Origin of the sequence: Janthinobacterium sp. Ant5-2-1 (assembly GCF_001445815.1) — a bacterium.
Lineage (GTDB): Bacteria > Pseudomonadota > Gammaproteobacteria > Burkholderiales > Burkholderiaceae_D > Janthinobacterium > Janthinobacterium lividum_E.
Genome location: NZ_LNCE01000111.1, coordinates 1 through 10,707 on the forward strand (window position 1 = coordinate 1; position 10,707 = coordinate 10,707).

Sequence of the window (10,707 nt, forward strand, 5' to 3'; positions counted from 1 at the left end):
CAGCGCCGAAGCCGGCGGGCAGGCGCCGGCGGCAGGGCGGCCAGCCGCCGCCCGCCGGCGCCAGGGGTGGCGGGAAATCCACCGGCGCTTGACTTGGGTGAGGCGCTGGACGATGCGCCAGCGGTCGCGCCCGTGCGGCTGCGTATAATCATTCCTTCTCAATCAAGGAGTGACCATGCACGATGCGATGCCCGCACACCCTGTACTCGGTGTGATCGGCCGTTCCGGTAGCGGCAAGACGACCCTGCTGGAATTTGTGGTGAAGGAACTGGCGGCGCGCGGCTTGCGCGTCAACCTGGTCAAGCACAGCCACCATGACCTGGCGCTGGAACCGCCGCAAAAGGACAGTGCCCGCCTGCGCATGGCCGGGGCGGCGGAAGTGCTGGTGGCGTCGCCGTATCGTTTTGCCATCGTGCATGAGCTGCGTGGCGCGCCCGAGCCGAGCCTGGCGCAGCAATTGGCCCGCATGGGGCCGGCAGACCTGACCCTGGTGGAGGGATTCAAGACGGACCCCATCCCCAAGCTGGAAGTGTTCCGCCCGGAAGTGGGGCAGGCGCCCCTGTATCCGCATGACCCGCATGTGATCGCCGTCGCTTCCGACAGTCCGGCGCCGGCTGACCTGCGCGAGGGCGTGCAATGGCTGGACTTGAATGCGCGCGAGCACGTGCTGGCATGGTTGCTGCTGCAGTTGGAAAATAAGCTGGAAAAATAAGCTAAAGGTTTGCCGGCGGCATCCGTTAACAAGGGTAGAACCTCATTGGAGAAACGTATGGACGTCGGAAGCATTGCTCAACTGTCAACCACGATGGCGGAGACAGGCACGCGGCAAGCCGTCGGCTTGACTGTCCTGAAAAAAGCCCAGGATATCCAAAGCTCGACTGCCACTGCCTTGCTGGCAGCGTTGCCGCCAGTACAGTCGGCACCGAGCCTGCCTGCCCACCTCGGTAACCGCATTAATACGACTGCCTGAGCGCGGTCCGCAGCGCCAGCCTGGCGCTCGCTCCAGCTACGCCCACACCACCGTCATCGACGGTGGCGAGTGGGCGTTTTTGTTTGCCTTTCCGCTGTTCTTCCCGGCTCTGTAAAATTGACTGATTGAACATGATTCGCCATGGCACGGCCGATTCAGTAAAATGGCGTCCATCACTTCGGGTTGCCCATCGTGCAGCCAGAGGCGTGCCGTGATTTACGATTACTTTGACCCAAGCAAAAGGAATCCCATGAACAAACGTCAAGCTCTCATCGCCGCCGCCCTCGCGGGCATCTGTGCCGGCACCGCCATCAACGCGGCCGCGCATGATGGCCCCGCTCCCGGCGACAAGGAAAAATGCTATGGCGTGGCCAAGGCGGGGCAGAACGATTGCGCCTCGTCCGATGGCGCGCATTCCTGCGCTGGCCAGGCCGAGGCGGACAACCTGCCCACGGAATGGACCTACGTTGCCAAGGGCACGTGCGAACAGGCGGGCGGCTCCGTCAAACCCATCAAGGCCGGCAAGGCTGCCAAACCGGCCACCCAGCCCTAAGCGTCCGCCGCCTGCCCATGCCGCCGCCCATCCAGGCGCTTGCCGGCGTCGGCCTGCGCGCCGCGCATTACCGCGACTTTCTGGCGCGCCGCCCCAAGGTCGGCTGGCTGGAAGTGCACACTGAAAATTATCTGCAGCCGTCTGGCTGGGACTGGCACGTGCTGCAGACCCTGCGCGAGGATTACCCGATCAGCCTGCATGGCGTAGGCCTGGGCCTGGGCTCCGCGCACGGTTTTTCGGAAGCGCACCTGCGGCGCGTGCGTGCCGTGGTCGAGCGCATCGAGCCGGCCCTCGTGTCGGAACACCTGAGCTGGGGCGCTGTGGCGCAGCGGCAACTCAACGATCTCTTGCCGCTGGCCTTGAATGGCGCCGCCCTGGACTTGCTGTGCGCAAGAGTGGGGCGGGTGCAGGATGTGCTGAAAAGACCGATCTTGCTGGAGAATGTCTCCACTTACCTGCGTTTTGCCGACGATGCCATGAGCGAGGCGCAATTCCTGGCGGAGCTGGCGCGCCGCAGCGGCTGTGGGCTGCTGCTCGATATCAACAACCTGTATGTGAACCAGTGCAACCACGGCGAGGACGCCATGCTTGCCATGCAGTCCATCGCGCCGGGCAGCGTGGGCGAGCTGCACCTGGGCGGCCACTTGCTGACGCCGCACGCCGTGATCGACCACCATGGCGCTACCGTTGCCGAGCCCGTCTGGGAGTTATATGCGGCCGCCTTGCGGCGCTTTGGCGCCGTGCCCACTTTGGTCGAATGGGATACGGACTTGCCGCCGCCCGATATCTTGCTGGGCGAGGCGGACAAGGCGCAGGCCATGCTGGCGCGTCATGCACCGCAGGCACCCTGGCAGGGAGCGGCGCTGCCGCCGCCATCGCCCGTGTCGCTTGACGCGCTGGCGGCCGGCCAGCAAGCGTTTGCCACGGCCTTGCTCGATGCTATGGCGCCCCTGCCATCGTTCGCGGGAGAATCAATACCGCAGCGTTTTTCACTATACCGCGGCAATTTGGGCGCCACGTGGCGCCGTACCCTGGGCCACGCCTACCCCGTCGTGCTGGCGCTGGTGGGCGAGGCATTCTTTGGCGGCCTGGTGCGCGCGTATGGCCGGCGGATGCCATCCGATAGCGCCGATTTGAATCAGTTTGGCGAGCGTTTCGCCGATTTTCTCGCTGTATTCCCGCCCGTGGCGCAGTTGCCCTATCTGCCGGACATGGCGCGCCTGGAATGGGCCGTGCACCTGGCCCATTACGCGGCCGATGCGCAGGGTCTGGCGCCCGAGTCGCTGGCCGCCCTGCATCCTGATCAACTGGAAGCGCGCTGTTTTACCTTGCATCCCGCTTGCGTTTTGCTGGCCTTCAACTGGCAAGTGGCGGCCCTGTGGCAGGCGCATCAGGATGGTGAAGGGCAGGGAATGTTTCCGCAGGATATGCAGGTGGCCAGCTATGCGCTCGTATGCCGGCCGCGCTGGAAAGCGCAGGTGCTGATACTGGATGCGGCTGCGCATGCAGCCTTGCTGGCTTTACAGCAAGATGAGACATTTGGCGCCGCGCTCGATGCGGCGTTCGAACTGGACCCGGCGTTCGACCTGGCCGCACACTTGCGCCAGTGGCTGGCGCATGCGGTGTTGACGGCGTGACTGTCTATTCGAAAGCCCGCAGCAGGCGCGCTTCGCCCGTCTGATCGCGGTACAGGGCATTCGCGGCCAGGGTGGCGTCCATCATGCGCGTCACTTGCTCTTCTTCAAAGCGGGCCAGCTCGGCCGTGGCCGCGACGAGGGCCAGTTCCAGCCGGGCGCGCGCGCTCTGGTACAGGCTGCTGGTGTATTTGTCTGTGTTACGCAGCAATTCTTCCGCGTTTTCTATTACCTGGCGCAAGTCGCCAATCAGGCGTTCCTGGCTGCGCGTACCTTGTTCGGGATGGTCCATGGCGCTTCCCTTCTGCAATCGATATTCATCTGGCAATAACGACGTGTTGCAGCTTGATCCAGGCACCTGGCTGGCATGGGGCTGCTTTCGCGCCCCATGCCGGGGTCACACTGGAGCGACGACCGTGATACGGATATCGCCCACGCTGACGACCTGGCCGGCGCGGATCTTGGCGGTCTTGCGCAATTCCTTCTTGCCATCGACCTTCACCACGCCGCTATCGACCATGACCTTGCCTGCGCCACCGCTGTCGCACAGGCCGACCAGCTTCAACAGCTGGTTCAGCTCGACGAACTCGGATGTTAAATCAAAGCTTACTTTTTGCATTGTATCCCTTATTGCAATGATGTGTTTTCAACACTTGATGACGACCTCAACTAACTCCTAGTTTACCTGAAGCCGCCAGCAATGCAGGGTGGAAGTCAGCTTTTGTTGGGGCGCGTCATCTCCAGGGGCACGATCCACGCGCTGAATTGCTCTTCCGTTACAAAGCCCAGTGCCAGCGCCGCTTCCTTCAAGGTCGTGCCTTCATGCTGGGCCTGCTTGGCGATTTGCGCCGCCTTGTCGTAGCCGATGTGCGGCGCCAGCGCCGTGACCAGCATCAGGGAACGCTCCATCAGTTCGGCGATGCGCTCACGGTTCGGTGCGATGCCGTGGGCGCAATGCTCGTCGAAACTGCGCATGCCGTCGCCCAGCAGGCGCGCGCTTTGCAGGAAGTTGTGCGCAATCAATGGCTTGAAGACATTCAGCTCGAAATTGCCCGAGGCGCCGCCCACCGTGATGGCCACGTCGTTGCCGAACACCTGGCAGCACAGCATGGTCAGCGCTTCGCACTGGGTGGGGTTGACCTTGCCCGGCATGATGGAGCTGCCCGGCTCGTTTTCGGGGATGGTGATTTCGCCGAGGCCGGAGCGGGGGCCGGACGCCATCCAGCGCACGTCGTTGGCGATTTTCATCAGGGCCGTGGCCAGGGTTTTCAGCGCGCCATGGGCGGCAACGAGGGCGTCGTGGGCGGCCAGCGCGGCAAACTTGTTGCTGGCCGTTTCGAACGGCTGGCCCGTCAGACGCGCCAGTTCTTGTGCGATGCGGCCGGCAAATTCCACGTGGGCATTCAAGCCCGTGCCGACGGCCGTGCCGCCGGCGGCCAGCTGCAGCAGCGGCGGCAACGATGCCGTGATGATGTGCTCGGCAAAATCCAGCTGCGCCACGTAGCCGGAAAACTCCTGGCCCAGGGTCAGCGGCGTCGCATCCTGCAAATGGGTGCGGCCGATCTTGACGATGTCGGCAAATTCCGTGGCCTTCGCGTCCAGGGTGGCGCGCAGCTGGCGCAGCGGCGGCAAGACCGTGTTGGCGACGGCCAGGGCGGCCGCCACGTGGATTGCGGTGGGAAAGATGTCGTTCGAGGACTGGCCCAGGTTGACGTCGTCGTTCGGGTGCAGCAGGCGCTCGGCGCCGCGCAGGCCGCCGATCAGCTCGGAGCCGCGGTTGGCCAGCACTTCGTTCATGTTCATATTGCTTTGCGTGCCAGAGCCCGTCTGCCAGACGGCCAGCGGGAATTCTGCGTCGTGCTTGCCGGCCAGTACTTCGTCGGCTGCCTGCGTGATGGCCACGGCTTTCTTGCCATCCAATAGGCCCAGGTCCAGGTTGACGTGGGCGGCCGCGCGCTTGACGGTGGCCAGGGCGGCGATCAGTTCGGGCGGCATTTTTTCCGTGGAAATATGGAAGTGCTCGAGCGAGCGCTGCGTTTGCGCTCCCCACAGCCGGTCGGCGGGTACGTCGATCGGGCCGAAACTGTCGCGTTCGATTCTGCTACTCATGACATCCCTTTCATCGATAGAGGTGGATCGAGTGTACTCCAGGCGTCAAAAAGACACAGGATGATGCTGTATTGCATCATTTTTGCCATGGCCCATCTATATTTTTGCGATTTCCTGCCGTTAAAGACAGGCGAGTCCCCATTATTTATCCTGTTATCAAAGCGATCAGTCCATGCAGAGCAGCATTCTTCCCCGTTGGTCCCTGATCGCGTGCGCCGCCGCCAGCCTGGCCTTGCCGCCTGTGATGGCGGCCGAGCTGGGCGAGATGGCGGTGCTGTCGCATGTGGGCCAGCCCCTGCTGGCCGAAATCGAACTGACGGCCCTGGCGCCCGAGGAAGCCAAGGGCGTGGCCGTGCGCCTGGCTTCGCCCGATGTGTACCGGGGCGGCGGCATTGGCATGGACCAGGCCTTGCAAACCTTGACGATCAGTCCGCTGGAACGCGGTGGACGCCAGTATGTGCGTGTGGCTACGCGGCAAGCGATCCAGGCGGGTCACGTGCATTTGTACTTATTGTTGGGCAATGGCAATGGCAATGGCGCCGTCGTGCGCCTGGCTACCTTGTGGCTGACACCGGCGCCGCCCGCCGCCGCCCCCGTCAGTGCGCCAGTCCGGCCTGCCGTTACGGCGGCCATGCCAACGTCGTTGCCGTTGCCGCGTCCTGCCCCCTTGGCGCCGTCGCCCGACGCCGCCGCACTGGCGGCCCGCGCGCGCGCCGAGGGCCTCGTGCGCCCGCCGCGTGTGTTCGTGTCGCCGCCCGCCGCGCCCACTCAGATGGCTCCCGTGTTGCGTCCGCCGCGCCGCGCCACGGCGCCCGTGGCCGCTTGCGCGCCGCAAGCCGATATGGAGCAGGCGCAAGCGTGCATGGCGCTGGATGAGAAAAACACGGCCCTGAATGCAAAGCTCGGAGAATTGGAAGGCAAGCTCGGCGCCTTGCAAAAGGCGCTGGCGCTGCCCGCCACCGTTGCCGCTGCGCCAGTCGCCGCGCCCGCCGAGGCGCAGACGCCCCATGCCAAGCCCAAGCCATTGCACGCGGCGCCAGCCGCTGACAAGGACAAGAAGGCGGGCGGGAACGGCCTGCTGTGGCTCGGTATCGGCACCTTGCTCTTCCTGCTGTTGACGGCGGTCATCGTGTATATCGTGCGCAAACGCAAGCAGGCGACGGGGCCTGGCGCGCCGTCGAAATACTGGGTCTTGCTGCGCAAGCCATTCGGCCGCAAGAAAAAGGATGTGCCCGTACTGACGGAGGCGGTGGAAGAGGGAGCGAGCGAACCGGAGCCGGAGCCGTTCTCGCGATAATTGTGCTGCAAGGCTGCACTACAATTTGATATAAAAAAAGATATTGAAAAAATACATGGAAACGCTGGCCAATCGCGTTGCCTATTTCTTAAAGATGGTGATATGATTAATTCAGTGGACTTGCTCTGCGACAAAACAGCCCCAGCCTGGCGCAGTCACCAACGATAGTGTGGCGCGGCAAACCAGGTGTAGCGTTGCATAAACGCCTGGGTCTGGAAGCGGTTCGCGATGCCGACGATGTGCTCGCGAACGCCGGATGCAACCGGCAGCGAGGCGACGCCAGGAGATACCTGGGGCTCGCCTTCCACATTCCCGCCTCCTTGCTTCCAGGCATGGCGGCAGACGTAAAAAAAGCACCCGCGGGTGCTTTTGTCGTTTCCGGTGCTGCAAGCTTTCTTACATGCGGGCGCGCGAACCCTGCATGGCGTTCGGCAGTTGCGTCATCCACGGTTCCGTGATGGCGCGGATTTCGCGGTCGTTGGCCAGGATTTGCTTGAGCAAGTCGATCTTGCGCAGGCGCGAGGCGCCGGCCAGGGCAGGCACCTTGCCTGTCATGGTCGCGCTGGCGGCGCTGGCACACTGGTTTTCCAGGGTATCCAAGCCATCCCAGTCGCTCGAACGTGCGGCCACGACCATTTTGTTGGTCATTCCTGCAATATTTTCATACATCGAAAGAACGTCGTTGGAGGTCATGAGCACACCCGTAACTAGTGAATGGATTACCGCTTGTCCAGATTAACGGCAGGTTCTAGGGGAACTTGAGGGTATTTTTGAAAAAAAAGTGAAAATAATTTAGATGATTGCTCGGCTGCTGCCGGAATCGCCCGTCAAGCCGCATGCCTGCTGGCGTCGTGGTGACAGGGGAGTGTGTTGCGGCGCCTCAAAACGCGTTATGATTTTGCACACTACTGTCGTTACTTTGCCTGAAAGGATCACCATGCGCGTTGCAACTGCTGCCGCTTCCTCTTTCCACGGTCCCTGGCGCAAGCGCGCCATGGTGCTGGCCCTGTCCGGCATCGCGCTGGCCGGGGGCGCCGTCCACGCGCATGGACAGGAGGCGGCCGCCAGTCCCGCCGCCGCGATGGCGGCGCCCACGGCGGTCTTGCCCGGCGACGATTTCTATGATTACGTGAATGGCGACTGGCTGCGCAACACGGAAATTCCCGCCGACCGCAGCAGCTGGGGTTCGTTCGCCAGTCTCGCCAACGCCACCAACGAGCGCATCATTGCTCTCGTCGAAGGCCTGGCGGCGGCGCCGCAGGCCGATGCCTCGGCGCGCCAGGTCAGCGATTTTTACCGTTCCTGGATGGATGAATCGGCTATCGAAGCGAAAGGCTGGGCGCCGATCAAGCCGCTGTTGAAGAAGATCGATGGCATACGCGACCAGGCAGGACTGGCCCGCGCGCTGGGCGAGAGCCTGCGCGCCGATGTCGATCCGCTCAACGCCACCAATTTTTATACGGAAAACCTGTTCGGCCTGTGGGTGGCGCAAGACTTGAACGACACCACGCGCAATGTGGCTTATCTGCTGCAGGGCGGACTGGGCTTGCCCGACCGCGCCTTCTACCAGAGCGACAGCGCCCGCATGCAGGGCTTGCGTGCGGGCTACCAGGCGCATATCGCCGCCATGCTCAAGCAGGCCGGCTACAGCGATGCGCCGGCCCGCGCCGCGCGCGTGTTTGCGCTGGAGCAGCAAATTGCCGCCAGCCACGCCAGCCGCGAGGATTCAGCCGATGTCGCCAAGGGCAATAACGCGTGGCGCGCCGCCGACTTCGCCAGCAAGGCGCCTGGGCTGGACTGGAAAGCCTTCTTCCAGGCGGCTGGCCTGGGCAAGCAGACGGATTTCATCGTCTGGCACCCGACGGCCATGACGGGCAGCGCCGCACTGGTGGGTAGCGTGCCGTTGGCCACGTGGAAGGATTTCCTGGCTTTCCACGCGATCAACCATTTCAGCACCACCTTGCCGAAGGCGGCCGCCGACCAGCGTTTTGCCTTCTATGGCAGCGCCCTGAGCGGCACGCCGCAGCAGTCGCCGCGCAGCAAGCGCGCGCTGGCCGCGACGAATGCGGCCCTGAGCGACGCCGTCGGCAAGCTGTACGTGGACCGCTATTTCCCGGCTGAGTCGAAAGCCCGCGTGCAAGACATGGTGACGAATATCGTCGCCGCCTTCTCGCGCCGCATCGACAAGCTGGACTGGATGGCGCCCGCCACCAAGGCGCAGGCGCAGGAAAAACTCAAGACCTTGTACGTGGGCGTCGGCTATCCGGAACGCTGGGAAAATTATGCGGGCTTGCGCGTCGTGCGCGGCGATGCGCTGGGCAATGTGCAGCGGGCGGAGCAATTCCATTACCAGCAGGAACTGGCCAAGCTGGGCCAGTCTCCCGACCGCAAGGCCTGGGCCATGCCGGCGCAGCTGGTCAATGCCGTCAACCTGCCGCTGCAAAATGCGCTGAATTTCCCGGCCGCCATCCTGCAGCCGCCGTTCTTCGACCCGCAGGCATCCGACGCGGCCAACTATGGCGGCATCGGCGCCACCATCGGCCACGAGATCAGCCACAGTTTCGACGACCAGGGCGCGCAGTTCGACGCCCAGGGCAAGTTGCGCGACTGGTGGACGCCAGCGGACCTGGCGCATTTCCAGGCTGCCTCGAAGCAACTGGTGGCGCAGTTCGCGGCCTACAAGCCGTTCCCCGACCTGGCCGTGAATGGCCAGCTGACCCTGAGCGAAAACCTGGCCGACCTGGCCGGCGTGGCGGCCGCGCATGACGCGTTCACCCTGTCGCAGCAGGGCAAGCCGGCGCAGGCGGGTGTGGACCGCGATTTCTTCACCGGTTACGGCGTCAGCTGGCGCAGCAAGGCGCGCGAAGCGGCGGCGCGCCAGCAAATCCTCACGGATGGCCACGCGCCGGCGCAATACCGCGCCGCCACCGTGCGCAACCTCGACGCCTGGTACCCGGCCTTCGACGTCAAGCCGGGGCAGCAGCTGTACCTGGCGCCGGAACAGCGCGTGCGCGTCTGGTAGCAAATGGTGACGGTGCCGGCACGCAGCGCGCCGGCACCGTAAAATGGCGGAACATATCGACAGGACCGCCATGAATCCGACCCCACCGCAAGATCAGCAAGACCCCATCCACGCCATCACCGGGCGCACCCTGGCCCATTACGACGCCAGCGCCGAGCAGTTTTTCGAAGGCACGCGCGACCACGACGTCAGCCAGAACATCAGCGCGTTGCTGAACGCCATCGGCAAGCCGGCGCCTTTGGCGATTCTCGACCTCGGTTGCGGCCCGGGCCGCGATCTGAAGGCGTTCACGGCCATGGGCCACCACGCCACCGGTGTCGATGGCTGCCCCCGCTTCGTCGAGATGGCGCGCGCCTACAGCGGCTGCACCGTGTGGCAGCAGGATTTCGTCGACCTCGATTTGCCTGCCGGGCACTTCGACGGCGTATTCGCGAATGCCGTGCTGTTCCACGTGCCCAGCGCTGTTCTGCCCTGCGTGCTGCGCGCTTTGTACGCGTGCCTGAAGGAGGGCGGCGTGCTGTTCAGTTCGAATCCGCGCGGGCAGAACCAGGAAGGCTGGAACGGCGCGCGCTACGGCAGCTACCACGACGAAGCGACGTGGGCCGCGTACGTGCAGGCGGCCGGTTTTACCCTGGTCGAGCAATACTACCGTCCCCCCGGCTTGCCGCGCGAGCAGCAGCCGTGGCTGGCGACGGTATGGCGCAAAGCGGGCTGATTTCGCGTAATTAGCTGATTTTTGGCATGTGTTAGGGACCGTACATAGTTTTTGCAACCTCAAGCGTAGTATGGACACATCGACACGCAGCAAGCAGTTTGCAACAGCGTGTGAGCCGCAGTACCGGCCCTTCGGGGCAGGACAACAGATGTACCAACTACAGTGAGGATTTATCATGAACAAAGATCAAGTCGAAGGTAAACTGAAGGAAGTCGGCGGTAAAATCCAGGAAGCCGCTGGCAAGGTCGTCGGCAGCGAAGAACAGCAAGCCAAGGGCCTGGCAAACCAGGTCGAAGGCAAAGTGCAGAAGAAGGTTGGCGATGTGAAAGACGCGGTGGAAACCGTCACGCGCAAGCCGTAATCTGACGCACGCATAAAAAAACCGACGCCTGTCGCGAGACAGGCGG

The 10,707-nt window shown here is 63.7% G+C and carries 13 protein-coding genes; 8 read left to right on the plus strand and 5 right to left on the minus strand.

Annotated features, from left to right (window positions below; translation table 11 throughout):
• Positions 1–175 precede the first annotated feature (175 nt).
• The 4 genes from mobB to ASN89_RS25190 all read left to right on the plus strand — a co-directional run bounded on the left by mobB (position 176) and on the right by ASN89_RS25190 (position 3,160).
• The gene (gene mobB / locus ASN89_RS25175) at positions 176–712 is read left to right on the plus strand and encodes a molybdopterin-guanine dinucleotide biosynthesis protein B (protein ID WP_058051167.1); all 537 of its coding nucleotides are present in this window, start codon (positions 176–178) and stop codon (positions 710–712) included.
• Positions 713–769: 57 nt separating this feature from the next.
• Entirely contained in the window at positions 770–970 is a 201-nt protein-coding gene (locus ASN89_RS25180) for a YjfB family protein (protein ID WP_034781856.1), read from the plus strand.
• Between the two features lie 250 nt (positions 971–1,220).
• Positions 1,221–1,523 (plus strand): DUF2282 domain-containing protein, encoded by a 303-nt coding sequence (locus ASN89_RS25185; protein WP_058051168.1) that lies wholly within the window; start codon positions 1,221–1,223, stop codon positions 1,521–1,523.
• A gap of 17 nt (positions 1,524–1,540) precedes the next feature.
• Positions 1,541–3,160: a DUF692 family multinuclear iron-containing protein gene (locus tag ASN89_RS25190; protein WP_058051169.1), complete on the plus strand. Its 1,620-nt coding sequence runs from the start codon at positions 1,541–1,543 to the stop codon at positions 3,158–3,160.
• A gap of 4 nt (positions 3,161–3,164) precedes the next feature.
• Here the strand turns inward: ASN89_RS25190 and ASN89_RS25195 are convergent, their stop codons facing one another.
• The 3 genes from ASN89_RS25195 to fumC form a co-directional block, all read right to left on the minus strand.
• The gene (locus ASN89_RS25195; protein WP_034759786.1) at positions 3,165–3,449 is read right to left on the minus strand and encodes a hypothetical protein; all 285 of its coding nucleotides are present in this window, start codon (positions 3,447–3,449) and stop codon (positions 3,165–3,167) included.
• 105 nt (positions 3,450–3,554) lie between these two features.
• On the minus strand, positions 3,555–3,776 hold the full coding sequence (locus tag ASN89_RS25200; RefSeq protein WP_035825476.1) for an RNA-binding S4 domain-containing protein: 222 nt from the start codon (positions 3,774–3,776) through the stop codon (positions 3,555–3,557).
• A 95-nt stretch (positions 3,777–3,871) separates the two neighbouring features.
• Complete coding sequence (gene fumC / locus ASN89_RS25205; RefSeq protein ID WP_058051170.1) at positions 3,872–5,266, minus strand: class II fumarate hydratase; 1,395 nt, start codon at positions 5,264–5,266, stop codon at positions 3,872–3,874.
• 172 nt (positions 5,267–5,438) lie between these two features.
• On the opposite strand from fumC, the gene ASN89_RS25210 reads away from it, so the two are divergent.
• Entirely contained in the window at positions 5,439–6,563 is a 1,125-nt protein-coding gene (locus tag ASN89_RS25210) for a FimV family protein (protein ID WP_058051171.1), read from the plus strand.
• Between the two features lie 155 nt (positions 6,564–6,718).
• Here the strand turns inward: ASN89_RS25210 and ASN89_RS29110 are convergent, their stop codons facing one another.
• Entirely contained in the window at positions 6,719–6,871 is a 153-nt protein-coding gene (locus ASN89_RS29110; RefSeq protein ID WP_161911801.1) for a hypothetical protein, read from the minus strand.
• 88 nt (positions 6,872–6,959) lie between these two features.
• Positions 6,960–7,211, minus strand: coding sequence for a flagellar protein FliT (locus ASN89_RS25215; protein WP_307788907.1), 252 nt, complete (start codon positions 7,209–7,211; stop codon positions 6,960–6,962).
• A gap of 289 nt (positions 7,212–7,500) precedes the next feature.
• Between ASN89_RS25215 and ASN89_RS25220 the strand changes: the two genes are divergently transcribed.
• The 3 genes from ASN89_RS25220 to ASN89_RS25230 all read left to right on the plus strand — a co-directional run bounded on the left by ASN89_RS25220 (position 7,501) and on the right by ASN89_RS25230 (position 10,661).
• The gene (locus tag ASN89_RS25220) at positions 7,501–9,585 is read left to right on the plus strand and encodes a M13 family metallopeptidase (protein ID WP_058051173.1); all 2,085 of its coding nucleotides are present in this window, start codon (positions 7,501–7,503) and stop codon (positions 9,583–9,585) included.
• A gap of 70 nt (positions 9,586–9,655) precedes the next feature.
• On the plus strand, positions 9,656–10,300 hold the full coding sequence (locus ASN89_RS25225) for a class I SAM-dependent methyltransferase (protein WP_058051174.1): 645 nt from the start codon (positions 9,656–9,658) through the stop codon (positions 10,298–10,300).
• 175 nt (positions 10,301–10,475) lie between these two features.
• Entirely contained in the window at positions 10,476–10,661 is a 186-nt protein-coding gene (locus tag ASN89_RS25230) for a CsbD family protein (protein ID WP_034759763.1), read from the plus strand.
• Positions 10,662–10,707 lie beyond the last annotated feature (46 nt).

What these genes read in the sequence shown, in the direction of transcription:
- ASN89_RS25225 (WP_058051174.1), top strand. Translation starts at nt 9,656, where the DNA reads ATGAATCCGACCCCACCGCAAGATCAGCAAGACCCCATCCACGCCATC.
- ASN89_RS25185 (WP_058051168.1), top strand. Translation starts at nt 1,221, where the DNA reads ATGAACAAACGTCAAGCTCTCATCGCCGCCGCCCTCGCGGGCATCTGT.
- ASN89_RS25215 (WP_307788907.1), bottom strand. Translation starts at nt 7,211, where the DNA reads ATGACCAACAAAATGGTCGTGGCCGCACGTTCGAGCGACTGGGATGGC.
- ASN89_RS25210 (WP_058051171.1), top strand. Translation starts at nt 5,439, where the DNA reads ATGCAGAGCAGCATTCTTCCCCGTTGGTCCCTGATCGCGTGCGCCGCC.
- ASN89_RS25220 (WP_058051173.1), top strand. Translation starts at nt 7,501, where the DNA reads ATGCGCGTTGCAACTGCTGCCGCTTCCTCTTTCCACGGTCCCTGGCGC.
- ASN89_RS25195 (WP_034759786.1), bottom strand. Translation starts at nt 3,449, where the DNA reads ATGGACCATCCCGAACAAGGTACGCGCAGCCAGGAACGCCTGATTGGC.
- ASN89_RS25200 (WP_035825476.1), bottom strand. Translation starts at nt 3,776, where the DNA reads ATGCAAAAAGTAAGCTTTGATTTAACATCCGAGTTCGTCGAGCTGAAC.
- ASN89_RS25230 (WP_034759763.1), top strand. Translation starts at nt 10,476, where the DNA reads ATGAACAAAGATCAAGTCGAAGGTAAACTGAAGGAAGTCGGCGGTAAA.
- ASN89_RS25180 (WP_034781856.1), top strand. Translation starts at nt 770, where the DNA reads ATGGACGTCGGAAGCATTGCTCAACTGTCAACCACGATGGCGGAGACA.
- mobB (WP_058051167.1), top strand. Translation starts at nt 176, where the DNA reads ATGCACGATGCGATGCCCGCACACCCTGTACTCGGTGTGATCGGCCGT.
- ASN89_RS25190 (WP_058051169.1), top strand. Translation starts at nt 1,541, where the DNA reads ATGCCGCCGCCCATCCAGGCGCTTGCCGGCGTCGGCCTGCGCGCCGCG.
- fumC (WP_058051170.1), bottom strand. Translation starts at nt 5,266, where the DNA reads ATGAGTAGCAGAATCGAACGCGACAGTTTCGGCCCGATCGACGTACCC.